Source organism: Exiguobacterium sp. s193 (genome assembly GCF_018618755.1).
Lineage (GTDB): Bacteria > Bacillota > Bacilli > Exiguobacteriales > Exiguobacteriaceae > Exiguobacterium_A.
The window spans coordinates 43813-67907 of record NZ_JACSMR010000013.1 but is presented as its reverse complement, the minus strand read 5'-3'; the positions used below and the strand labels follow the sequence as shown (position 1 = coordinate 67907).

Genomic DNA, 24095 nt, shown 5'->3' with positions numbered 1-24095 from the left:
TCAGTCGCTCTGAACTCGCTCAAGCGCTCGCCTGGATAAATGGTAGACCAAGAAAATGTCTTAACTGGAGAACTGCATATGAGGTCTTCTCAGAAGAAGTGTTGCACTTAATTTGACAATCTATCGTTTTAAAATATCGTTCCCGCCTTCTCACACGCTGAGAGGGCTTTTTCAATTAGTTCTGCTGCTTGTTCCGGATATTGTTGATGACCTTCTAAGATAACCGATTCGACATCCGTGATACCAAAGAATTGCAGTAAATCTGTCATATACCGGAGAGCGTGATCTGAAGCGACTTTATCAGGCGTCGAATAGTCGCCTCCCCTAGAATGTAATAAGAGAACACGTTTACCTGTCACAAGCCCGACGGATCCTTCTGCAGTATAATGAAAGGTTTGTCCCGCTTGTGCAAGATAATCCATATAGTTATGCAGTGGGGCAGGGACAGTCAAGTTCCACATCGGGAAGGAAAAAACAATTTTTTCAGACTCTAAGAAGCGATTTAAATACTCTTGCAAGCGCTCGACCCGCTCAGTCTCTTCAGCATCAAACGATTCACCACGAAATAATCGTGCAGCTGATTTAGCTAAACTTAAATCAAAAAAAGGTAACCGTTCTTCAAATAAATTGAGGACGGTGATTTCATCTTTCGGGTGTTTTTGACGATAGGTTTTTAGAAATGCATCGTTCATCTGTGAACTGACACTTCGAGATTGGTGCGTGCTATCGTTCGCTTCAATGAATAATAAGTGGGTCATCATAAAAGCTCCTCTCGTTGTACATAATTTCGCTGTTATAAGGAAGATACCCCGTTTAGTCTAGAAGTATACTTTTCCATCTAAATCATTATTTTAGTAAAAATTAGGTTTTAGGAATTGTTAGTAAAGGTAAAAAGTATAAGAAGAAACAGAAAAGAGGGAATGAGATGAAAAATCAGCAGCGCCCTTCTTCAATAAATTTGCAGTACATGCGCGAAGCAAAGGCGAACTATCGTTTATTCGGGATGATTGCTCTTGTTCTGACTAGTTCTGGATCGATCTTATATATCGTTTCAAGTTACTTTAGCAGTAGTGGACTCGAATGGATTGATTTTTGGCGCGCGCTCGTCATCTTATTGATGGGGATCTGTCAGTTTGTCATCGGAAAAAGTGACGTGTCGGATCGCTTGAAACCGCATGTCATGTCGACGGTCTTTTTATTGATCCCATTCGTCTATTATCCGTTTATCGAAAATGGAGCGCAAACCGTCTGGGCATCCGCATTACTGTTTCTGTTAACCTCACTCGTCGTCATCAACCGGACGATGTTACTGTACGCGACATCAATCACGATCATATCTTTTTTGTACATTTGGTTACGGGTGCCGAACGCGACGGTGAACCTCACGATAGCTGATCACATTGCAAGAATCGGTATGGTCGTGATTGCCGTCTTGATCAGTCTTTTGATCCACCGACAATACGTGACACGACTTGAACGGAATATCGAATATTTCGCTCAGTTACAAGAACAAGCGTTCACGGACTCGGTCACAGGTCTCGCCAATCGTCCGTTTTTTGTAGTCGACGTCGAAAAAAGAGCGAGTGAAGGAGATGCGGTGTGTCTGATTGACTTGGATGACTTTAAGACAGTCAATGACGCGTTCGGATACCGGACGGGTGACCGTGCCTTGCATATGATTGGGAGCCGCCTGATGACACGTTTTCCGGAATGCCTGGTCGCTAAAGCAAGTGGCAGTGCTTTTTTACTACACACGAAAGTCCATCAAGGAATCGAATCACTTTGCGAAGAAATTTTAGCTTGTATTGCGGAACGGATTCAAATCGATTTTAAACAAATCAATGTAACAGCCAGTATGGGTGTCGCCTTCATAAATGGTGAATCAATCGATCACATCATCAATGATGCAGAAATTGCTTTGTTCACGGCAAAATCCAATCGTAAAAACACATTCGCCATTACGGATCTCAACACACAAAATGAACGAAAGCGTGCTCTCCAATTGACGCGCGATCTCTACGATGCGGAACTAGACCGCGACTTTTTTGTATTGTTTCAGCCCCAGGTCGAGGCAGAGAACCACCATATCACGGGAGCGGAAGCGCTCATTCGCTGGAATCATCCGCGTTATGGTCAGATTTCCCCGTTAGAGTTCATTCCGATCGCTGAGCGGACACGATTCATCGAGACGCTTGGCATCTGGGTCATGCGGCGTGCATGTACCCAAGGGAAAACATGGTTGGATCAAGGACACGATCCGATTACGATTGCAGTCAATGTCTCTCCTTGGCAATTACGCCAACCCGATTTTACGGAAAAAGTCCTTCAGATTCTAGATGACACGAAATTCCCGTCGTATTTATTGGAAATTGAAATGACGGAGCATATTTTCATCGAAGGCACATATCAAATCATCGAGACGTTAAACGAGTTGCACCTCCATGGGATCCGGATTGCCCTCGATGATTTCGGAACCGGTTTTTCATCGATGCAAACGTTAGTGGAGCTTCCCTTTGATCAATTGAAGATTCCAAAAGAAATCGTCCAGGAAGCAATTCATTCTGATGAAAAACGGGCAATCGTCGAAATGATCATTCAGTTAGGAAAACGGTTGAACATGACGATTGTCGCAGAGGGGATTGAACTTGAGGAAGAGGCCCGATTGTTACATCGTTTAGGGTGTCACACGTTACAGGGGTACTTGTTCCATAAGCCGTTGCAACCGTTACAAGTCGAGCCATTTCTATATAAGCAAGGTTAAAATGAAAACACCGTCTTTTTTCCTGATTTAATCAATCAGGAAAAAGGACGGTGTTTTTTAGAGGTACCGTGCGAAATGACGCTCTAGTAATTCTTGAACCGCTGCAATCACTGCACAAATGCCCCAGTAAATGAAAGCAATCACGAAATAGACGGTCATGTAATCAAATTCGCGACCACCGACGATTTTTGCACGTTGAAAAATCTCGGGGACGGTAATCATCGCAGCCAGTGAAGACGCTTTGACTAAATCGAGTAAAACGTTTGATAGTGGTGGAATCGCCAGGCGAATCGCTTGGGGGAGGATGATTCCGACCAAAATGCGGTAAGGAGACAAACCAAGCGATTGGGCAGCTTCCTTTTGTCCTTTATCAACAGATAGGATGGCGGATCGGATGATCTCTGCCATGTACGCCGCACTGTTTAAACTAAATCCTGTGATCGCCGCTGTCAAAGCGTCGAGCTCGATATTGATGACCGGCAGACCAAAATACAACATGAATAGGACGACTAGTATCGGAACACCACGCATGAATGAGATATAGAGCGTCGCGCTCAGGCGGAGGAACCGAGAAGTCGAAAGGCGTGCTAATGCAAGAAGTAATCCGAACCCCAATCCGAAGCCCATGCTTGCGAAAGCGATCCAAAGTGTGTGACCGAGGCCGCCTAAAATGTAGGGGAAGGCATCGATTGCAAGTTCAGGATTGAAAATGGATCGCCAGTCGATGTTTTGTAAATATGTCAATTCACGTCCACGATCGTCGTCTTGACGTCAGGCATTTTTGAGACATCTTTATTGGCATAGTACTGTTTTGAAATTTTAGCGAGTGTCCCATCTTTTTTCATCTTCTCGATTTGGGCATTGACGTTTGATTGCAGTTCTTTGTTGTCAAGATCCATAATCAGACCGACTTGACTTGGGTTGTATGCGATATCCGGATGAATCGTGATGTCGAAGTCTTTAAAGAAATCAACAGCAAGCGTTTGCAGGTAATAATCGTTTAAGATGACATCCGTCCGACCGTTTGAGACGTCACGGAGGTATTGATCGTTTGTTGCATTATCATAAGTGACTTCCTTCGCCCCGTAATTTTTAGCGATTTGCATATACGTCGTCGTCGCTTCACCGGCTGCCTTTTTGCCTTTTAAGTCTTCAAGCGACTTGATTCCCGATAAATCGCTTTTACGGACGATGGCTGTACCATACGTATATTTGTACGGTTTTGAAAATGCAAATTTAGCTTTACGGTCTTCTGTGATCGTAATGTCGTTAGCTGCCATATCAACTTGCCCCGTGTTGACGCTTGTTAACATGCCGTCAAATGACATTTCTTTAAACTTTACTTTCAAATCGAGACGTTTTGCAACTTCCTTGACGACTTCGACGTCAAAACCAGTCAGTTTATTGCTGTCTTCGTCATGAAATGAAGTGGGGTAAAGCGTTCCTGCCGTCGCGACCGTCAACGTCCCATCTTTTACTATTTTGTCATATGCAGTCATCTTTTGTTCTTCTTCTTGACCACATGCACTTAGGAAAAGGGTTGTTCCTGCAATCAAGAGTCCCGTCCATTTAATCGAATTCTTCACTTTATTCCTTCCTCTCTCCATACATAAATAACGATCTTCCTTATAAAAATACCATGCTTGAAACATCTGGTGCAAAAATTAAAACTCATTGCAAAATAATTCTCTTAAAAAAATAATTCGCATGTTTATTCACATCTTTGTAAGCGTTATCATTGTTTATTAATGGGTATTTCCGAATTAATTTCGCAAAATATCCTAAATTATACAGGCTGGCGAATAATCATAAAAGAGTGTAAACTAGATTTTAACTGAATATACAGAAAATTTAGACGGTTAAAGGAGAGTGAGAGTATGTCATTTCATCAGGTGCCCAATCGGCAAGGATTATACGATCCGAAGCAAGAGCATGATGCATGCGGAATCGGAGTCTACGCCCATCGGACGGGGAGACCGAGCCACGAAATCGTCGAAAATGCGCTAGCCATGCTTTGTCAGATGGAGCATCGCGGGGGACAAGGGAGCGACGCGAAAACAGGAGACGGTGCGGGGGTATTGACACAACTTCCAGACCGCCTCTTTCGGACGACGTTACGGAATGTAACACTTCCGAAAAAAGGAGATTATGGTGTTCTGATGATGTTTCTTCCGCGAGAAGAGCGTCTGCGTCTACGATTGGAACGTGTTTTAGAATCCATCGTTTTATCAGAAGGACAACGGTTGATTGAATGGCGGACCGTCCCGGTTTCGAATGCAGTGATTGGTGAAAAAGCCCGTCAAACCGAGCCTGTCATCCGGCAATGTTTCGTCGAAGCAAAAGAAATCGAAGGATTGGCATTCGAACGAACACTCTTCATGATTCGTCGGGCGTTCGAACGTGAGGCGAATCGATTAGGGATTGAACAGTATGTGCTCAGTAGCTCGAGTGAAACAATCGTTTATAAAGGACTGGTCACGACAGACCAGCTCGGCCTCTATTTTGACGATTTACGCGACGAACGGTACCAATCTGGTTTTGCAATCGTCCACTCTCGTTTTAGTACGAATACGTTCCCGAGCTGGAAACGTGCCCACCCGAATCGCTACTTGATCCATAACGGAGAAATCAACACGCTTCAAGGAAACATTCAGGCAATGCGTAGTCGCGAACAAAGTTTAGCACAGACCACCTATGGACGTCGGGCTGAAGAGGTCTTACCGATTCTCGACGAATCAGGAAGTGATTCCTCGATGCTTGATAATGCATTTGAGTTTTTGTATCTGTCTGGAATGACACTTGCTGAGACGGCATTGATGTTAGTACCGGAACCGTTCGAGCATGGAGAAATTCGCCCGGCAAAGCGAGCCTATTATGAATATCACAGTAGTATGATGGAGCCGTGGGACGGACCATCCGCGATTGTCTTTACGAACGGGAAACAAATTGGTGCGACGCTCGACCGAAACGGTCTCCGACCGGCCCGGTATATCATGATGCGCGATGGCCACTTCATGTTGTCTTCGGAGTCGGGTGTCTTACCGATTGCAGAAGAAGAGATTCTTTATAAGAAACGTTTGGTTCCAGGCGAGTTATTATTACTCGATTTTGGCTCGGGTCAATTGATTTCGGACGAGGAAATCAAACGTGATCTAGCGATGCGTCATCCGTATGCGGAATGGTTATCAGAAGAGCTGGTTCAATTACCGACGTTGAGCCATCAGGAAAAGGTGATGGACTTAGGAGCAACACAACGGTTATTCGGTTATACGCGTGAGGATATCGAACACTATCTGATTCCGCTCGTCGAAGAGAAAAAAGATCCGCTCGGAGCGATGGGAACGGATATCCCACTCGCTGTGTTAAGTGAACGGCCCCAGTCGTTGTTCCGCTACTTCAAGCAACTGTTCGCGCAAGTCACGAACCCGCCGATTGATGCGCTGCGTGAACAAATCGTCACGTCGACGATGACCTGGCTCGGGCGGCAAGGTGAACTGTTGACACCGAACCGAAAAAACTGCCGCCGGGTCCGATTGGATTCACCTGTCTTGATTCCTACTGAAGCGTATGCGTTAAGTCAGACGAAACTAAAACAAAAAACGGTATCGACGTTATTCACAGGTGATTTGGAGGAATCACTCGAATCGCTTCTCGAAGAAGCGGTTCACGCAGTCAAATCGGGTTGCGAACTGCTCATTTTGTCTGATCGAGGTATTCGACCGGGCGCCATCCCGATACCGATCCTTCTCGTGACGAGCGCTGTTCATCATCATCTCATCCGGACGGGTCTACGGACGAAAGTCAGCTTAATCATCGAAGGGGGAGAAGTGCGGGAAGTCCATCACTTCGCAGCTTTGCTCGGATATGGGGCTGATGCGATCTATCCATACCTGGTCTATGCGACATTAGACGACGCGATGAATATCGATCAGGAAGAAGCTGCCGTTCGTTATCGCACTGCCGTAACGGAAGGTGTCGTCAAAGTCATGTCGAAGATGGGGATTTCGACCGTCTTCAGTTATCGGGGCGCTCAAATTTTTGAGGCAGTCGGGATTTCGACCGATGTGATCAATCGTTATTTCACGGGAACGGTCTCGCAGCTCAGTGGTCTGTCCCTCGCTTTGATTGAGAAAGAAGCGAAACGACAACATGAAGACGGAACGAAACGGACGTACCTGGAATCAGGAAGTGTCTTCCGGTACCGAAACGACGGGGAGCACCATGCCTTCAATCCGGCGACGATTCATTTGTTGCAACATGCTTGCCGCACAGGCGACTATCAGTTATTTAAACGCTACTCCAATCAGGTTGCGGAAGAGCCGGCGACGTTCCTTCGTCATTTGTTGACATTCAAAGAAACGACATCGATTCCACTTGAAGAAGTGGAACCGGCAAGTGAAATCGTTAAATTCTTTAAGACAGGCGCGATGTCTTACGGCTCCCTCTCGAAAGAAGCGCATGAGACACTTGCGATTGCGATGAACCGGTTAGGCGGAAAAAGTAACAGCGGTGAAGGTGGCGAAGAAGAAGAGCGTTATCAGCTTGACGAAAATGGAGACTCACGGATGAGCCGGATTAAACAGATTGCGTCAGGGCGGTTTGGTGTGACGAGCCATTACTTGACCCATGCAGATGAACTGCAAATAAAAGTGGCGCAAGGGGCAAAACCAGGTGAAGGTGGACAACTTCCGGGTGAAAAAGTTTATCCATGGATTGCTCGGGTCCGCGCTTCGACACCAGGCGTCGGTCTGATTTCGCCACCACCGCACCACGACATCTATTCTATCGAAGACTTAGCCCAATTGATTCATGACTTGAAACGTGCTAATGACGAGGCGCGGATCAGTGTCAAACTTGTTGCGAAAGGTGGCGTCGGAACGATTGCCGCCGGCGTCGCGAAGGGGCTTGCCGATGTCATCGTCATCAGTGGACATGATGGAGGAACGGGGGCCTCACCGAAGACGAGTATTCAACATACCGGTCTGCCGTGGGAACTCGGGCTCGCTGAAACACACCAGACGCTTGCGTTGAACGGACTGCGCGAACGGGTCAGCTTAGAAACAGATGGGAAATTATTAACAGGACGTGATGTCATCATCGCTGCGATGCTCGGAGCGAACGAATACGGGTTTGCGACAGCACCGCTGATTGCCGTCGGCTGTATCATGATGCGTGCCTGTCATTTAGATACATGTCCGGTCGGGGTCGCGACACAAGATCCGAAGTTACGTGAGAAATTCACGGGGTCCGCCGATCACGTCGTCCATTTCATGACGTTCGTCGCGGAAGAAGTTCGGGAATATCTCGCAAAACTCGGGATGCGTAGTCTTGCGGAACTCGTCGGCCGAACGGATCTCTTGCAGACGTCCGATCGGTATGCAGCGCACTGGAAAGCCTCGAGTCTCGATTTCTCACGCCTACTCGTCATGGCAAACTATGACGCGACGGCAGTGCAAACTCAGGACCATGCGGTTGAAAAGTCGTTTGACTACCGGGAAATCGCTCCGTTGCTTGACGCAGAAGCCTTTACAGAAAAACAAACGTTCGCGCTCGCGATTACCAATACGGACCGGGCGATTGGGACACAGACCGGTTCCCGTCTGACACGCCTGTTCGGCGCGATGGGTTTACCATCTGACCGACTGACGTTGAATCTGACCGGGTCAGCTGGGCAAAGCTTAGGTGCTTATTTGCCGCGCGGGATGACGTTGAACATAACCGGGGATGCCAATGATTATGTCGGGAAGGGGCTATCCGGCGGAATTCTCGCCGTTCGTCCGGATTTGAAAACACGATTTGTTTCGTCAGAACAAGTCATCATCGGGAACGTCGCCCTATACGGGGCGACGAGTGGGGAGCTTTACGTCAATGGACAGGCCGGGGAACGGTTTGCCGTTCGAAACAGTGGCGCGACGGCCGTCGTCGAAGGAATCGGGAACCATGGCTTAGAGTACATGACAGGCGGGAGCGTCGTCATTTTAGGTGACGTCGGGAAAAACTTTGCCGCCGGAATGTCGGGTGGCGTCGCCTACGTCTTACCGAAAGACAGCGCGTTATTCCGCTCCCGCGTCAATCTTGAGCTCGTTACGCTCGGCGCCGTGACGGACGCGGAAGAATCCGCACGCCTGAAGACGTTCGTCGAACGCCACGTCGCGCGGACGAACAGCGAACAAGGACACGCGATCCTTTCGAACTGGGACCATGTCTTGAGTTCGTTCATCCGTGTCATCCCGACGACATACCAAGTCGTGACGACCTTGATGGCGGATTATGCGAAACAAGGACACAATACAGAAGAAGCGATGTTGTTAGCGTTTGAGACACACCTCGGACGCGGAACGGGAGGTCAACAATGAAAAGACGCGATAAATTCATGAGTGTTCCTCGCCAGTCCGGACGAGAACGCGCGAGTCGGGAACGGATTCAAGATTTTGAAGAATATAAAGAAGCGTTTTCTGAAAGTGAGGCCTCGGAGCAAGCCAGTCGGTGCATGGACTGCGGAACACCGTTTTGCCACGTCGGAGAAACATACGGGCATGTCAAAATCGGTTGTCCGGTCTATAATTTGATTCCGGAATGGAACCTCCTCGTCGAAGAAGGCGATTTTAAAGGGGCACTTGAACGTCTCCACCAGACAAATAACTTCCCTGAATTTACGGGGCGCGTATGTCCAGCACCTTGCGAAGGGTCATGTACGCTGTCGATCAATGAACCAGCCGTCGCGATTAAGCAAATTGAACGCTCAATCATCGATATCGGCTTTGAAAAAGGCTGGGTTGTCCCACGGGTGCCATTGAACCGGTCGATACATCACATCGCCGTGGTCGGTTCGGGGCCGGCCGGACTCGCGGCTGCTGATCAACTGAATCAGGCTGGTCACCGGGTGACGGTGTTTGAGCGGGAAGACCAGATTGGTGGTTTGTTGACGTATGGTATACCGGCGATGAAATTATCGAAAGATATCGTGAAGCGTCGGGTCGACTTGCTCGAAGCAGAAGGTATCCTGTTTAAGACCGGTGTGACGATTGGACGGGATGTGACGCTCGAACAGCTCGAACAAACGTTTGATGCCGTTATTCTCTGCGTCGGAGCGACAGAACCGAGGACGTTACCGAACCTGCCGACAAGCGGTGTCGGTTATGCAATGGACTATTTAACAAGTGTGACGCGTCACCTGTTGTCGCATCAAGCTCTTCTTGAACAACACGATACGCAAGGCAAGGATGTTCTTGTCATCGGTGGTGGCGATACGGGAGCGGACTGTGTGGCGACGGCACTCCGGCAAGGATGTCGTTCTGTCGTCCAGTTCGGCAAACATGAGATGCCGGGTAAGGCCCGGTCACAAGACAACATGTGGCCGGATACACCAAACCTGTTTACGCTCGATTATGGTTACGCGGAGGCATATGATCAGTTCGGCCGTGATCCCCGTGAATACTTGATTGCGATCACCCGTTATACGACAAGCGATTCCGGTCGCTTGACGGGGGTCTGGACGATTCATAATGAAAAAATCAAGCATGAAGATGGAACCGTTGAATTTCGATCGATCGAAGGGACGGAAAAATATTATCCAGTCGATTTGATGTTGATTGCGATCGGCTTCAGTGGAGTCGAACAGACGGTATTGGAACAACTGGCGGTTTCCTCGGAACAAGGAAAAATCAAGACGGACCGGTATGCGACAGACCGTAAAGGTGTGTTTGCGGCAGGGGATGCCCGGCGCGGACAGTCCTTAATCGTCTGGGCAATCCGGGAAGGGCGAGAAGTTGCGGAAGCGGTCGAACACCATCTGTCACTCATGACGCGGACAGGATGAATGATGTAAAGCCATACAACGAAACGTTTGCTGTTTCTTTGTATGGTTTTTTTTGTTATTTTTTTGTCTGTCCATCATCCGTGACACTTCAGAAAAAAGAACTTCTGATATCGGAATCAGAAGTTCACACATTTGCAGTCATATCCGCTACGATAAAGGAGAAATGGGGAGAAGATGACATGAAAGCAATCGAAATTGCATTTGTCTGTGAATCTGGGTTAGTCGGAAGTGTGATGGGTGCACAAGTTTTACGGAAACGGTTACAACAGGAAAAATTACAGGTGACGGTTCGGACTTATCGGGTTCAAGAACTTCCATCCGATGCCTCCTTCATCGTCGGTCCGGAACGAATCATTCGGAACGTCTTACGAAAAGCGGGAGATCATGTCTTTTTCATCAATCAAGTTTTAATAGAAGCGGCATATGATGATGTCATCATTACACTGAGAAAAGAGTTGAGTCGATTTGATTGAATTTTCAACGAGAGAACGGGACATCTTATTTTATTTGTTGACGAAAACCGATCCTGTCCAGGTCCAGGATGTCGCAGAAACGCTCGGGACGTCAGAGCGGACGATCCAACGTGAACGGGAGCGCATCGGACAGTCGATCGAGGCATTCCAGCTACAGCTCGACTACATACGTGGTCGCGGACTCGTCCTAGTCGGGGATGAAAGTAGTAAACGTCAGCTGCGGGAGGCACTATTGTTATCCCATAAAATGCTGCCCTCGACGGACGACCGACAAGTCGAGCTTGCTTACCGGCTGTTGCAAGAACCCGGCATGATGAAATTACAGGCACTCGCGCATGCGATGTATGTCGCACCGAGTACCGTCAGCCAAGACTTAGAGCGCATCGATGAATGGTTTCAAGAGTACGACCTCGAGTTACGCCGAAAAAAGGGAATCGGTGCCGAAGTCATCGGTGCCGAAATCGATAAACGGCGTTTATTGATTTCCTTAATCTTTACACAATGGGATGTCTTGTCGTTTTACCGTTTATTGCAGGGGGACCTCGATCAGATTCCGTCCTTGCTTCAAGCTGAACGTAAGCGCTGGATCGAGGCGATTAATCAATCGTATGCCGTCATCGCTCCGGTGACGAAGCAACACGATGTCAGTGACCGTCTGATCATGCGGGCAACGATTGCTTTAACGATTCAAGCATTACGAATGGATGAGTTTTCGATGCATTATGAGTTGAAGGCGTATCCGATTGAAGTGTTGCAGCGGGTCGATCGATTGGAGCAACGCTTACCTTATGCATTAAACATCGCGGAGCGGCAGTGGTTATCGGAAGAACTACGGAATTTTCAACAGGATCATCTGGATACGTCGGAAGAACTTGTCATTCGCTTACGGGTCAAACGGTTAATTGACCATGTTTCTTTGCTGTATGGGGAATCTTTTCTTGAGGATTCGGCGTTAGAACGAGGTTTGATCTCACACATCATGTCCTATACCCGGCAAAATGTCGTCAATCCTGCTTATGTCATCAAACAAATCGAACGCGAGTATCCGCGTCTGTTCGATGCCGTCAAACAAGCGGCTGAAACCGTATTCTCAGACCAAGCCTTTGCGGATTATGATCTTGCCTTTTGGGTGATGCATTTTGGGGCCGTGTTAAGTAAACCCGTGCCGAAGACGCCATACCGGGTCCTCGTCGTCTGTTCAGCGGGACTCGGATCGTCAAAATTATTGATGAACCGGTTGCGCCAAGAATTCCCGGAACTTGAGCAAATCGAAAATTCTTCATTGTTCGGTATCGATCGGTTGAATTTGTCGGAATACGACTTCGTCTTATCCACTGTTCCACTGCCAGACATCAGCCAACCCCATCTGCTCGTCAATCCGTTATTGCCCCAAGACGAAGTTGCTCGTGTCAGAAAGTTGCTCGTGTCCTTACCAAAATCCTTCCAACAACCGCTTCGAAAGGATACACCCGGTTGGCTTGATTTACAGCGATTGGAACAGCTTGTCCGGACGGCACGTGAGTTAGCGGAACGCTTTTCGATTGAAACGATTTCTTCGCGTTCAGAAGGGTTAGAAGAATTGTTGCTTGAGGTGAGTACAGTCATGGTGACGAAAGAAATCGCCCATTCTGCCGTCCAATTATCAACACAACTCTTACGCCGGCACGAAATGTCAGGTCTCGGCATTCCGGGGACGCGGCTTGCGTTGTTCCATGGACGGGACGACTCGATTCGTCATGGTGCCTTTTTGATATTTGAGTTGAATCGAACGATCGAATTGCTCGGGATGGATCAACTGTTTCATCCCATCGAACGGATTCTCGTCCTCGTCGCACCGGAACAAGCATCGGATGAATTGCTTCAGCTGCTCAGTTCAATCAGTGGCGCGATCATCGAGAGTGACGAACGGACGACACAATTCGAATATGGGGATGAAGCGCAAGTAAAAATCGTCTTAAATGAAACATTCCGTAAAGTCATTGAACGGGAATTAAATGCGTCTGAGACGTAAGGGAACGTTCGTCCAATTAAAAAAGCTTTCATCGTTCTGCGATGAAAGCTTTTTTGCGTGCCAGTCTATCTTTTCAAGTTGTCCAACTAGCTTGCCAAAGCTTGAACTAGGAATGATTGAGTAAGCGCTTGCAGTCAGCTTACAATCAATGTGTAGACAAGCACTTATTAATCGATTTTAAGAAACGGAGGGTACAGCAATGGCAACTACAACGACAAGGGCACGCGGATTACGCGTACAAGTCCAACGGTTTGGAAGCTTTTTGAGTGGCATGGTCATGCCGAACATTGGTGCTTTCATAGCGTGGGGGATCATCACAGCATTATTTATTCCGACGGGGTGGGCACCGAATGCCAGCTTAGCAGAATTAGTCGGTCCGACAATCACCTATTTGTTACCGCTCTTGATTGGATTTACGGGTGGTAAATTAATGCATGACGTTCGAGGTGGTGTCGTCGGGGCGCTCGCGACGATGGGGGTTATCGTCGGAACAGAGATTCCGATGTTCCTCGGTGCGATGATCATGGGTCCGCTTGGAGGATACATCATCAAAAAATTCGATCATTTGATTGAAGGAAAAGTGAAGCCGGGATTAGAGATGCTCGTCAACAACTTCTCTGTCGGAATCATCGGTGGATTGCTGATGATGGGTGGATTTAAAATCTTCGGTCCGATCATGACAGGTCTAGATGATGTCATGGCAGCGGCGGTTGGCGCAATCGTCAGTGCACAATTATTGCCGCTTGCGAGTCTTTTCATTGAACCAGCGAAAATCTTATTCTTAAACAACGCCATCAACCACGGCATTCTTAGTCCACTTGGTCTCGACCAGGTGAGTGAAGCAGGAAAATCCGTGCTGTTCCTACTCGAAGCAAACCCGGGACCAGGACTCGGTTTATTACTTGCCTACTCAATCTTTGGTTCGGGTGCTGCGAAAAAGACGGCACCGGGAGCAGCGTTCATCCAGTTCATCGGTGGGATTCACGAAATTTACTTCCCGTATGTCTTAATGAAGCCTGTCCTCTTGCTCGGGATGATCGCAGGTGGAATGAGCGGAATCTTGACATTCGTCCTCTTCGACGTCGGTCTTGTCGCTCCGGCATCTCCAGGTAGCATCATCGCCGTACTTGCGATGGCGGCACGTGGATCGTACGTCGGATTGATTGCGGGTGTTCTCGTTTCTGCGTCCGTCACATTTGTTGTCTCTGCAGTCTTACTCAAGACAAGTAAAGCGAAGGAAACATCGCTTGAGGAAGCGACGGCAAACGTCAGCGCGATGAAAGGCAAGAACGCGATCGCGTCATCGCTCGTTTCTGCCGAATCAAACACATCCCTTGCAGATGTCGAGCACATCATCTTTGCGTGTGACGCGGGTATGGGGTCAAGTGCAATGGGTGCTTCTGTTCTTAGAAATAAAATCAACAAAGCAGGCTTACCGATTAAGGTCACGAACACGTCAATCAGTAATCTGCCAGCCGATGCCGAATTTGTCATTACGCACCAAGATTTGACGGAACGTGCGATTGAACAAGTACCACGGGCTGAGCACCGTTCTGTGGAAAACTTCTTGAACGCAAGCTATTACGATCAGTTGGTCCATGAAATCGAGACGGCCCGCAATAAAATTTCCTAAACAAATAGAGGAGGAATTTACGATGGCAACAGCAATGAAATTGACTGAAGAAATGGTCTTACTCAATCAACGGTTTGATTCGGATGAAGCAGCAATCCGTGCGGCGGGGGAACTCCTCGTCGAGCACGGGTTCGTCCGTCCGGCTTATGTCGAAGCAATGCAGGCACGTCATCAGCTTTCGAGTGTATATATCGGCAACCATGTTGCGATTCCCCATGGTACGGAAGACGCAAAGCATGAGGTCGCAAAATCAGGAATATCGATTCTTCAAGCACCGGAAGGGGTTCCGTTCGGGGCGGAACAAGCTAAATTAATCATCGGGATTGCCGGTGTGAACGACGAACATTTAGAGATTTTATCGAATATCGCCATCATATGTTCTGATGAAGAAAACGTCGAACGGTTGATCCAAGCCAAGACGAAACAAGAAATCATCGATCTCTTGACGATGGAGGTGTAACGATGAAAGCCATTCATTTTGGAGCAGGGAATATCGGGCGTGGTTTCATCGGTTTACAACTCGTTAAGTCGGGATACGATGTTTGTTTTGTCGACGTCAATCCGGAACTGGTCGACGCATTAAAATTTAGAGCAGCCTATGAAGTAGGGTATGCCGCGGAAGGGATGGCGAACGAGACCGTGACAGGGGTGACGGCACTCAATAGTCTGACGGAGTCACAGACCGTGATCGAAGCAATCGCTGAAGCCGATCTCGTCACGACGGCGGTCGGTCCAGCGTTGCTCGAGAAAGTGGCGCCTTTAATTGCGGCAGGTATTAGTCAGCGACGAGGAGACCATCCCTTGTACGTCATTGCTTGTGAAAACATGATTGGCGGATCCAGTCACCTCGAAAAACTAGTCGGACGCGAGACGGATGTGACATCGGCCATCGTCTACTTCCCGAATGCTGCAGTGGATCGGATCGTTCCGTTGCAGCGTCATGACGATGTCCTGTATGTCGAGGTTGAGCCATTTTTCGAGTGGGTCGTCGAGACGAAACAACTACCGTCCGATTATCCTATCCTAAAAGGTGTCACGTATGTCGATGACATCACACCGTTCATCGAACGGAAGTTGTTTACCGTCAATACGGGACATGCGATTGCTTCATATCTCGGCGCTCTATTCGGAAAAGAGACGATTGCTGAAAGTTTACAAGACGTCCGAGTCCGGCGGGGAGTGCAGACGGCACTTTATGAGACGGGCTGGCTCCTCTTAGAGAAATACGGGTTTGATGCCAAAACCCATAGCGCGTATATCCAAAAAAATATAAAACGGTTCGAGAACCCGCGGATTCACGATGAAATCGTCCGGGTCGCACGGTCACCAATCCGAAAGTTAGGTCCGAGTGATCGCCTCGTCAAACCGGCCCGGGAATTGATGGACCGCGGGATTGAAGCAAATGGGCTTGCCCTCGGAATTGCAGCGGCATTAACCTATTTCGATCCAAATGATTCGGAATCTTCTGAATTAAAAGCGTTCATCGATAAAAATGGGATTGAAGAAACGGTAGTGACATATCTTGATCTGCGTCCGGATGACCGGCTCAGTCAGTTAATCATGAGCCAGTATGTTCAAATGAATGATTCCGTTAATTCGATTGCCTAAATCGTATATTGTACGACCTATGACTCCTTATGCCGATTATCCTACTATTTTAAGTGGGTGATCGGCTTTTTTATATGAAATTGGAAATCTGCTAACATAAATGACGGGCAATTTGTATAAGAGATTTGGAATATTCGAAAACGAATATAATTTCTATTGAATAGATTGTACGCTATAGAAACGGAACCTAGTTGTTTCGATTTTTATCTATAAGAAGGTGGAGACATGCTGAATTATAAAGTGAACGTCTATATGATAAATGGTTCTCGACCAAAAAACGGAAAAACGAATAACGTCAAGAACTTGATTTATGCGAGTCAATTTCTTTCCTATACACCTGTCGATTTACTCCATCCATTGATTTTGAACCGATTAATGATGGAGCAAGATAAAAACACGGGACTAAAATATACACTGGAAGTCAATACCGTCATCGATCAGTATGTCGTCGATGTTCGTGTATATGCGGAGTCAACGGTCAATCCTCAAATCGAACGTGATTTGATTGAAATCATCGAGCGGGAAGAAGTCCGTCATATTCCGTCGCTTGAAATCGGGAAACCCGATTTTGCGGAATTCGCACATATCGTTCTCCGCGTCAAAGAATCAAGTGTACGGTTTACTCAGGACCGAGTGCAAAGTATCTTCGACGAATCAGGCGTGACGGGAAGAATCATTCTGTTGAAGGAACGAATCGATAGCCATGAACCGTCCCACTCGATTCAGCTACTCATCGGCGGATCAGAAAAAAGTTTGTATAGTTTATCGCACTATCAACTCGATCCGTTATTTCGAAAAAATGGACTCATCGTTCAATCGTTAAACCTGTTACCGTTTGATTTGTTCTCGATCCGTGAGAAAGTTGCGATGCTGACGTCAGCGGATGCAACACGCTTGTGGATTGATGACATTACGACGTCTAAAAATGGCAGAAGTCATCAAATTTGTTTTCATGATGGACAGGAATGTATGACGGTCATCTGTGATTACCGTGGCTCTATTCGATCGTATAAATGCTCGTAAACGTTTAAGATCACTCCAATTCGGCTAAAACATGATTAGAGCAGAATAGAGAATTGGAGATGATGAGCATGTTGTCAACGAAACAAGTCGAAGAATTCAAGGCACGATTACTTAAAGAAAAAGAGAAAACGGAGTCGAACATCGAAAACCGGGAAACAAGTTACGATGAGGGTGAACTTTCGAGTTATGATAACCATCCTGGAGATTCTGGGGATGAATTATTCTTACGTGAACGTGACCAAGCAATCACGGATCTCGAAACGAACATGTTATCGGATGTCGATCTAGCCCTGAAAGCAATCGAAGAAGGAACATACGGCATCTGTAAAGTATGTGGTAAAGAAATCGAGCTGGAGCGTCTTGATATCATTCCGGAGACGCTGTTGTGCATCGAACATGCAAAAGAAGAAGCAGAACGTGAAGGCGGCAATCGTGACGCGCGACCAGTCGAAGAAGATGTGCTTGATCCGTCAGTCACCGCGACAGGGAAAGACATCGATGGAGACACAGATGGTTTCAGCAAAGTCAGTGACTTTGGCAATTCAGATTCACCATCAGATAACGAAGATGGAATCGATACAACACGATCGTAAAAAAAAATAAAAAACAGTGATTTGGACTCGGTTTGAGAACGGATCACTGTTTTTTATTCGAAAAATAACGGAAAATTTTGACTTTTTAAAATCATTTGTTAGGATGGAGTTGAGGGGTTTTTATTACGTTATTTAAAAATGAAAGCGCATACAAAGAACTTCTCGGGTTTGACCATTTTATTTGAGGGAGGAAAACATTCATGATTTATGAGATTCCAAACACGCAAGGGTCAAAAGTACAGTACAGAGATCGGTATGAAAACTTCATTAATGGAAAATGGACGGCACCTGTCAATGGAGAGTATTTTGATGACATCACACCGGTCACCGGGAACGTTCTTTGTCAAGTTGCGCGGTCAACGAAAGAAGATATCGAACTTGCACTCGATGCCGCTCATGCAGCAAAAGAGGCGTGGGGTAAAACATCGGTCACGGAACGATCCAACATCTTAAATAAAATCGCCAACCGGATGGAAGAAAATCTAGAACTTCTTGCGTACGCTGAAACGCTTGAAAACGGTAAAGCGGTCCGGGAAACATTAAACGCAGACTTGCCACTAGCGATTGACCACTTCCGTTACTTTGCTGGTGTCATCCGGGCACAAGAAGGATCGGTCGGAGAACTGGATAACGATACCGTCGCCTATCATTTTCATGAGCCGCTCGGTGTTGTCGGGCAAATCATTCCGTGGAACTTCCCGATCCTGATGGCGGTCTGGAAACTGGCACCGGCGTTAGCTGCCGGAAACTGTGTTGTCTTAAAACCGGCAGAACAGACACCAGCAAGTATCTTACTCTTGACGGAGATGATTGAAGACTTGCTTCCGCCAGGCGTCTTGAACATCGTCAATGGGTTCGGATTAGAGGCGGGAAAACCACTCGCGTCGAGTAAACGAATCGCCAAAATTGCCTTCACAGGTGAAACGACGACAGGACGTCTCATCATGCAGTATGCGTCACAAAACATCATCCCCGTCACACTCGAACTCGGTGGAAAATCACCTAACATCTTCTTTGAAGACATCATGGATGCGGATGATGCCTTCTTCGATAAAGCGATTGAAGGCTTGCTGATGTTCGCATTGAATCAAGGTGAAGTCTGTACGTGTCCATCACGGGCGTTGATTCAAGAATCGATTTACGAGCCGTTTATGGAACGTGTCCTTGATCGGGTCAAAGCGATTAAACTTGGTAATCCGCTTGACGGCGATGTCATGATGGGTGCACAGGCATCGAGCGAACAGATGGAAAAAATCCTGTCTTATCTAGAAATTGGGAAATCGGAAGGGGCAGAATGTCTGATTGGTGGTGAACGGAACCACATGGAGGGCGATCTCGAAAACGGGTTCTACATCCAGCCGACGATTTTTAAAGGACATAACAAAATGCGGATTTTCCAAGAGGAAATCTTTGGTCCGGTTCTTTCCGTGACGACATTCAAAACGGATGAGGAAGCGCTTGAGATTGCGAATGATACGTTGTATGGTCTCGGAGCTGGTGTGTGGACGCGCGACATGAACCGTGCCTATCGTTTCGGACGGGCGATTGAAGCAGGGCGCGTCTGGACGAATTGTTACCACCAGTATCCTGCCCATGCGGCATTCGGCGGCTATAAAATGTCCGGGATTGGTCGCGAAAATCATAAAATGATGCTCAATCATTACCAGCGGACGAAAAACCTACTCGTCAGCTACAGCCCGAACAAACTCGGTTTCTTCTAAACGAAGAAAGGAAGTGCCCAGATGGTCGAACGTGTCCTTGCTACAGCGGCGACTCTCGAGTTGATTGAAAAGTTACGGACAAAACACGGCCCCCTCATCTTCCATCAATCAGGCGGCTGTTGTGATGGCAGTTCACCGATGTGTTTTGCAGAAGGTGATTTATTTCTCGCCGATCACGACTTGTTGATCGGAGCGATCGGGGACTGTCCATTCTATATCCATGAGGACCAATACACCTACTGGAAACACACGCAACTCATCATTGATGTCATCGATGGACGAGGCGGTATGTTTTCTTTGGAAGGGGTCGAAGGAAAACGCTTTTTGACCCGTTCCCGTGCCTTTACAGACGAGGAATACGCAGCGTTACAAGCGGAAGCGACGTAACGGTTAAAAATACCTGATAGCGAGTTGTGTGGTTGACTAACTACACAACTCGCCCGTCAGGTATTTTTTTGTTTAGTTGCGTTGTAACGAGAGGACACGAAATTTTGTTTCTCTGTTCGAAGAGCGGTATAATGAGGACAACATTTTTTAAAAGGAGGTCTTCATCATGGCTGAGTTTGCACGACTGACCACGATTGACGAAGTGAAATCATGGTATGCAAGTCCGGATGCTCGTTTTTTGTATGTCTCAAGTCCCAATTGTTCAGTTTGTGAATCCTTGTTTCCGCAAATCGAGCCAATCCTGTTGGCACACCCGGAAATCCGGTCTGCCCGAGTCGATGTAGCTGATGTTCCGGAAATCGCCGGTGAGTTATCCATTTTCACTGCGCCCGTCCTGTTGTTATTTTTAGATGGGAAAGAGATGCATCGTGAAGCACGGATTGTTCCGGTCGAACGGTTCCGTCAACGCGTAGAACAGATTGGAGCGTTTGTAAAATCAGAAGCGGTTGATTCAGAAAAGTAACGGACACTTAAAGGAGGAAGAACATGAGGTATCCATTTTTCGGCTGGACAGGGCAAACGATTGGTATAACGGCAGTATCTTCCGGGCTACCTGATGCACTCCATCCTTTACTCGAAGAAGCAAAATCACGGTTAGAGGATCGACAGATGCAGACGGTAGTCGGTGAGACGGTCTGGACACAAACGAAAGCCGAAAGTGCACCAGGGGCGGTCCGGGCAGCTGAATTGATGCAGATGATGCAACATCCAGACATCAATGCCATCATTCCACCTTTTGGAGGCGAACGTGCACTGGATCTGTTACCACACCTCGCATTTTCAGAGTTACCGGTGAAGTGGCTGCTCGGATACTCCGATACGAGTACGGTTTTGTTCGCGATCACCGTAAAAACAGGAATCGCGACGGCCCACGGACCGAATCTGCTTGAGTGTAGAAGCGAGGAGTGGGATGAGACGACTGCTGCTTGGCGCAGAGTTCTTGCGACTCCAAATGACGGTTCCGTTACGCAATGGATGTCGTCCAAGTACCAAACGAACTGGGACCATGATGTCCGGCCGGAGCGCTATATGTTCCATTTTGATCAAACGACCGAGTGGAAAACCCTCGACCCATCCACCAAGCAAGTGACAGGACGATTGCTCGGTGGATGTCTTGAAACGATTCGGCATTTAATCGGAACTCCTTACGGTGATGTCCGGACGTTTCAAACGCAACATCTAGCAGGTGAACCGATTCTTTGGTACTTTGAAGCTTGCCAAGCAAGTGCGACCGATCTTCACCGCACGTTGATGCAGATGTATCTCGCCGGGTGGTTCAATCATGCAAGCGGTATCTTGTTCGGACGAACAGGTGCAGGAAAGACCGTCGAAGATTATACATTGCTTGATGTCTACACAACCATCATGAAAGAGACGGGATTACCAATTTTTTATGATTTGGACATCGGTCATCAGCCGCCACAAATGACACTCGTCAACGGTGCGACGGCAACGGTGACGCTTCAAGGAAAAGATTCACGGCTCGACATGACATTCAATTAAGGGGTTTTGAAATGGCGACACGACGTTTTCAATCGCTCGGTGCATATAAACGAATCTATATTAATCCGGAAACACGGCGGATGACGTTACCGGAGCCTTTTTATGATGCGCTCGGGCTGACGGACGAATTGATGATTGCGCAAGTCGGGCAAGTACTCGTCATGCGCAATCCAGATGAAATGGTCGAGATGGAGACCGAATTATTATCGCAAATCGTTGAGGAAGGATTCGTTGGGCAAGAACTCGTCCGCGAGTTTGCGTATCGAAAGGCGCAACATGAACAACGGCTACGTCAGCAAATCCTGCAAGATGACCATCCTGAATCCTCAGCACAGTTAGAAATCGAACTTTAGACAACAAGGAGTGAAGGTCAGATGAGGACAGGTACAAAAATTGGCTTAGGACTGCTTGGTTCTGGCATGTTAGCAGCAAGTTATTATTTTTATGAAATGGCCATCGCGACGAATCCAAAACCTTTTTTGACGAACAATCGGGATTTGAGTGACGAGATGGTCCGTCTGATGCAACCTGGGCAGACATGGATCAAGGAGCAACCGTTAGAACTCGTCGAGACTCAAGCGCATGATGGATTGACGCTTCGGGCACATTACTTACCGCCCCTCGTGCCGTCCGACCGCGTCGTTATCCTTGTCCATGGGTATGGTGGGGTCGGAACGGATTTAGCGGGCTTTGCTTATCTGTATCATCAAGCCGGTTTTCATGTGTTGATGCCGGATAATCGCGGTCACGGAAAAAGTGACGGAAATTACATCGGTTTCGGCTGGCATGACCGGCAAGACTGTCTGCGCTGGATTGACTACTTAGTCGGACGCGTTGGAACGACTTCTTCCGTCTTTTTACATGGTGTATCAATGGGAGGTGCGACGGTTTTGATGACGAGCGGAGAAACGTTACCTGCTCAAGTCAAAGGTATCATCTCTGACTGCGCCTATACATCTGTCAATGCCGTGCTCGCTTATCAAATGAAGCGGATGTATCGTTTGCCACACTTCCCGTTCCTTGCGATGACGAGTGTGCTGACGAAATTAAAAGCCGGTTACTTCTTCAGTGAAGCCTCAGCATTAAAACAAGTCAAAAAGGCAACGGTGCCGATATTATTCATCCATGGGGATGCAGATACGTTCGTTCCGACCTCGATGGTCTATGAACTGTATAATGCCTGCCAGACGGAGAAAGAACTTGTCGTCATTCCGAATGCAGCACATGCGATGGCTTATTTCGAAGCACCAGATCGATACGATGAAGTCGTCGAGGCATTCGTTCGGCGTGTTTTGCTAGCTAGAGACGTTCAAATATAAGAAAAAGCGGAATGGATTGACAAAAATTCGTCCATTCCGTATTCTAATATCATATACGTCATGTCGTCGTGGCGGAACTGGTAGACGCGCTAGACTCAGAATCTAGTGGTGGCAACACCGTGGAGGTTCAAGTCCTCTCGGCGGCATTATCAAATATTCAGTATATGAAGATATTAAAGGGACAACATCAAATCGATGTTGTCCCTTTTTGTATGGAAATCAAGGGAAGGTAGGCAGAGTGCTTTCGGCCGAGTCACGGGTCATCGGTCAATCCAGGGGAAAAATCAGTTTTTTCGATTAATTCAGATTTTTTTGGTGAAAAGACGTTTCAACAGGACTACTTTAAAGGGAAATATCTTAATAGAGGGCTGTGCCTTCAAACGAAGGGGGTATAAATGATGAAAAAACGTTTTTCTGTCTTATTTTTACTGATGAGCTGTCTGTTCGTGTTGAGTGCATGTAGTATCGGTTCCAATGATGATTCGTCGTCAGAAGATAAGACATACAAAGTCGGCATCGATGTAACCTATCCACCGTTTGAGTACAAAGATGGAGATACCTACAAAGGGATTGACATTGATTTGATTAAAGCGATCGCAAAAGATCAAAATTTCAAGATTAAGTTTGAAGCGATGGATTTTAGTGGGATTATCCCGGCACTTCAAGCAAACCAGCTTGATGTCGCGATTGCAGGTATGAGTATCACGCCAGAACGTAAAAAAGTCGTGACGTTCTCTGACCCCTATTTCGAAGCCGGACTGATTCTTGTCGTCAAAGAGGACAATAACAAAATCAAGTCAGTGGACGATTTAAAGGGTGAGCGGGTAGCCGTCAAAAAAGGAACGACCGGTGCAAAGTATGCGACGGATAATGCAGATAAACTAGGGATCAAAGTAACCCAATTCAATGATAGTCCGGCGATGTTCCAAGAAGTGAAAAATGGCAATGCGGCAGCCTTGATTGAAGATTATCCGGTCATTTCTTATGCCAATAAACAACAAAACCTCGGATTAAAACTCGTCGGCGACCGTTTAAACGGGGATAACTACGGCATTGCCGTCCTTAAAGGAGAAAACGACGACTTAATGAAAAAAATCAATAAAGGATTAGCAAATCTAAAAGAAAGTGGCGAGTATGACAAAATCGTCGATCGTTATCTAAAATAATGAATTGTATGATGAGGG

The 24095-nt window shown here is 47.2% G+C and carries 20 protein-coding genes, 1 tRNA gene and 1 pseudogene; 19 read left to right on the top strand and 3 right to left on the bottom strand.

All coding sequences use genetic code 11. The features are described 5' to 3' along the window. Positions 1-116, top strand: a pseudogene (locus KNQ04_RS15680) (IS30 family transposase); the annotation flags it as partial. 12 nt (positions 117-128) lie between these two features. On the opposite strand, the gene KNQ04_RS13825 reads toward KNQ04_RS15680, so the two are convergent. Beyond that, positions 129-758 carry an FMN-dependent NADH-azoreductase gene (locus tag KNQ04_RS13825; protein ID WP_214851458.1) on the bottom strand — a complete coding sequence of 210 codons (630 nt, stop codon included), beginning with the start codon at positions 756-758 and terminating at the stop codon, positions 129-131. A gap of 167 nt (positions 759-925) precedes the next feature. On the opposite strand from KNQ04_RS13825, the gene KNQ04_RS13820 reads away from it, so the two are divergent. Continuing rightward, the gene (locus KNQ04_RS13820; RefSeq protein ID WP_214851457.1) at positions 926-2761 is read left to right on the top strand and encodes a putative bifunctional diguanylate cyclase/phosphodiesterase; all 1836 of its coding nucleotides are present in this window, start codon (positions 926-928) and stop codon (positions 2759-2761) included. A gap of 57 nt (positions 2762-2818) precedes the next feature. Here KNQ04_RS13820 and KNQ04_RS13815 read toward each other — a convergent pair whose 3' ends face one another. Continuing rightward, positions 2819-3505 (bottom strand): amino acid ABC transporter permease, encoded by a 687-nt coding sequence (locus tag KNQ04_RS13815; protein WP_214851456.1) that lies wholly within the window; start codon positions 3503-3505, stop codon positions 2819-2821. After that, entirely contained in the window at positions 3502-4368 is an 867-nt protein-coding gene (locus KNQ04_RS13810) for a transporter substrate-binding domain-containing protein (RefSeq protein WP_251137064.1), read from the bottom strand. Before KNQ04_RS13810 ends, KNQ04_RS13815 begins: the two co-directional genes overlap by 4 nt. 270 nt (positions 4369-4638) lie before the next feature. Between KNQ04_RS13810 and gltB the strand changes: the two genes are divergently transcribed. From gltB to KNQ04_RS13725, 17 genes are all read left to right on the top strand, one after another. Beyond that, positions 4639-9117, top strand: a complete 4479-nt coding sequence (gltB, locus tag KNQ04_RS13805; RefSeq protein ID WP_214851454.1) for a glutamate synthase large subunit — start codon at positions 4639-4641, stop codon at positions 9115-9117. Further along, positions 9114-10580 carry a glutamate synthase subunit beta gene (locus KNQ04_RS13800; RefSeq protein WP_214851453.1) on the top strand — a complete coding sequence of 489 codons (1467 nt, stop codon included), beginning with the start codon at positions 9114-9116 and terminating at the stop codon, positions 10578-10580. The genes gltB and KNQ04_RS13800 overlap by 4 nt, the downstream gene beginning before the upstream one ends. A gap of 179 nt (positions 10581-10759) precedes the next feature. Further along, positions 10760-11053, top strand: a complete 294-nt coding sequence (locus KNQ04_RS13795; protein ID WP_214851452.1) for a PTS sugar transporter subunit IIB — start codon at positions 10760-10762, stop codon at positions 11051-11053. Beyond that, on the top strand, positions 11046-13064 hold the full coding sequence (locus KNQ04_RS13790; RefSeq protein WP_214851450.1) for a BglG family transcription antiterminator: 2019 nt from the start codon (positions 11046-11048) through the stop codon (positions 13062-13064). Before KNQ04_RS13795 ends, KNQ04_RS13790 begins: the two co-directional genes overlap by 8 nt. Before the next feature lie 199 nt (positions 13065-13263). Then, positions 13264-14697 carry a PTS mannitol transporter subunit IIBC gene (locus tag KNQ04_RS13785; protein ID WP_214851449.1) on the top strand — a complete coding sequence of 478 codons (1434 nt, stop codon included), beginning with the start codon at positions 13264-13266 and terminating at the stop codon, positions 14695-14697. Between the two features lie 22 nt (positions 14698-14719). Next, positions 14720-15157 carry a PTS mannitol transporter subunit IIA gene (locus KNQ04_RS13780; RefSeq protein WP_251137063.1) on the top strand — a complete coding sequence of 146 codons (438 nt, stop codon included), beginning with the start codon at positions 14720-14722 and terminating at the stop codon, positions 15155-15157. Positions 15158-15159: 2 nt separating this feature from the next. Beyond that, complete coding sequence (locus KNQ04_RS13775) at positions 15160-16305, top strand: mannitol-1-phosphate 5-dehydrogenase (RefSeq protein WP_214851448.1); 1146 nt, start codon at positions 15160-15162, stop codon at positions 16303-16305. Positions 16306-16530: 225 nt separating this feature from the next. Then, positions 16531-17328 (top strand): hypothetical protein, encoded by a 798-nt coding sequence (locus KNQ04_RS13770; protein ID WP_214851447.1) that lies wholly within the window; start codon positions 16531-16533, stop codon positions 17326-17328. A gap of 68 nt (positions 17329-17396) precedes the next feature. Next, positions 17397-17921: a TraR/DksA C4-type zinc finger protein gene (locus tag KNQ04_RS13765; protein ID WP_214851446.1), complete on the top strand. Its 525-nt coding sequence runs from the start codon at positions 17397-17399 to the stop codon at positions 17919-17921. Positions 17922-18121: 200 nt separating this feature from the next. Then, positions 18122-19642: an aldehyde dehydrogenase gene (adh, locus tag KNQ04_RS13760; protein ID WP_214851445.1), complete on the top strand. Its 1521-nt coding sequence runs from the start codon at positions 18122-18124 to the stop codon at positions 19640-19642. A 21-nt stretch (positions 19643-19663) separates the two neighbouring features. Further along, positions 19664-20029 carry a DUF779 domain-containing protein gene (locus KNQ04_RS13755; RefSeq protein ID WP_214851444.1) on the top strand — a complete coding sequence of 122 codons (366 nt, stop codon included), beginning with the start codon at positions 19664-19666 and terminating at the stop codon, positions 20027-20029. 166 nt (positions 20030-20195) lie between these two features. Next, positions 20196-20552, top strand: a complete 357-nt coding sequence (locus KNQ04_RS13750; protein WP_214851443.1) for a thioredoxin family protein — start codon at positions 20196-20198, stop codon at positions 20550-20552. Positions 20553-20575: 23 nt separating this feature from the next. Then, positions 20576-21592, top strand: a complete 1017-nt coding sequence (locus tag KNQ04_RS13745; protein ID WP_214851442.1) for a S66 family peptidase — start codon at positions 20576-20578, stop codon at positions 21590-21592. 11 nt (positions 21593-21603) lie between these two features. Continuing rightward, positions 21604-21945: a hypothetical protein gene (locus KNQ04_RS13740; RefSeq protein ID WP_214851440.1), complete on the top strand. Its 342-nt coding sequence runs from the start codon at positions 21604-21606 to the stop codon at positions 21943-21945. Between the two features lie 21 nt (positions 21946-21966). Beyond that, on the top strand, positions 21967-22911 hold the full coding sequence (locus KNQ04_RS13735) for an alpha/beta hydrolase (protein WP_214851438.1): 945 nt from the start codon (positions 21967-21969) through the stop codon (positions 22909-22911). Positions 22912-22973: 62 nt separating this feature from the next. Beyond that, positions 22974-23057: transfer RNA gene (locus KNQ04_RS13730), tRNA-Leu, on the top strand. Between the two features lie 252 nt (positions 23058-23309). Next, a complete protein-coding gene (locus tag KNQ04_RS13725) occupies positions 23310-24077 on the top strand; it encodes a transporter substrate-binding domain-containing protein (RefSeq protein WP_214851436.1) in 768 nt (255 codons plus the stop codon). Positions 24078-24095 lie beyond the last annotated feature (18 nt).

What these genes read in the sequence shown, in the direction of transcription:
- KNQ04_RS13800 (WP_214851453.1), top strand. Translation starts at nt 9,114, where the DNA reads ATGAAAAGACGCGATAAATTCATGAGTGTTCCTCGCCAGTCCGGACGA.
- KNQ04_RS13765 (WP_214851446.1), top strand. Translation starts at nt 17,397, where the DNA reads ATGTTGTCAACGAAACAAGTCGAAGAATTCAAGGCACGATTACTTAAA.
- KNQ04_RS13755 (WP_214851444.1), top strand. Translation starts at nt 19,664, where the DNA reads ATGGTCGAACGTGTCCTTGCTACAGCGGCGACTCTCGAGTTGATTGAA.
- KNQ04_RS13740 (WP_214851440.1), top strand. Translation starts at nt 21,604, where the DNA reads ATGGCGACACGACGTTTTCAATCGCTCGGTGCATATAAACGAATCTAT.
- KNQ04_RS13750 (WP_214851443.1), top strand. Translation starts at nt 20,196, where the DNA reads ATGGCTGAGTTTGCACGACTGACCACGATTGACGAAGTGAAATCATGG.
- KNQ04_RS13780 (WP_251137063.1), top strand. Translation starts at nt 14,720, where the DNA reads ATGGCAACAGCAATGAAATTGACTGAAGAAATGGTCTTACTCAATCAA.
- KNQ04_RS13775 (WP_214851448.1), top strand. Translation starts at nt 15,160, where the DNA reads ATGAAAGCCATTCATTTTGGAGCAGGGAATATCGGGCGTGGTTTCATC.
- KNQ04_RS13795 (WP_214851452.1), top strand. Translation starts at nt 10,760, where the DNA reads ATGAAAGCAATCGAAATTGCATTTGTCTGTGAATCTGGGTTAGTCGGA.
- KNQ04_RS13725 (WP_214851436.1), top strand. Translation starts at nt 23,310, where the DNA reads ATGAAAAAACGTTTTTCTGTCTTATTTTTACTGATGAGCTGTCTGTTC.
- KNQ04_RS13745 (WP_214851442.1), top strand. Translation starts at nt 20,576, where the DNA reads ATGAGGTATCCATTTTTCGGCTGGACAGGGCAAACGATTGGTATAACG.
- KNQ04_RS13825 (WP_214851458.1), bottom strand. Translation starts at nt 758, where the DNA reads ATGACCCACTTATTATTCATTGAAGCGAACGATAGCACGCACCAATCT.
- KNQ04_RS13785 (WP_214851449.1), top strand. Translation starts at nt 13,264, where the DNA reads ATGGCAACTACAACGACAAGGGCACGCGGATTACGCGTACAAGTCCAA.
- KNQ04_RS13820 (WP_214851457.1), top strand. Translation starts at nt 926, where the DNA reads ATGAAAAATCAGCAGCGCCCTTCTTCAATAAATTTGCAGTACATGCGC.
- KNQ04_RS13810 (WP_251137064.1), bottom strand. Translation starts at nt 4,368, where the DNA reads ATGGAGAGAGGAAGGAATAAAGTGAAGAATTCGATTAAATGGACGGGA.
- KNQ04_RS13770 (WP_214851447.1), top strand. Translation starts at nt 16,531, where the DNA reads ATGCTGAATTATAAAGTGAACGTCTATATGATAAATGGTTCTCGACCA.
- gltB (WP_214851454.1), top strand. Translation starts at nt 4,639, where the DNA reads ATGTCATTTCATCAGGTGCCCAATCGGCAAGGATTATACGATCCGAAG.
- adh (WP_214851445.1), top strand. Translation starts at nt 18,122, where the DNA reads ATGATTTATGAGATTCCAAACACGCAAGGGTCAAAAGTACAGTACAGA.
- KNQ04_RS13735 (WP_214851438.1), top strand. Translation starts at nt 21,967, where the DNA reads ATGAGGACAGGTACAAAAATTGGCTTAGGACTGCTTGGTTCTGGCATG.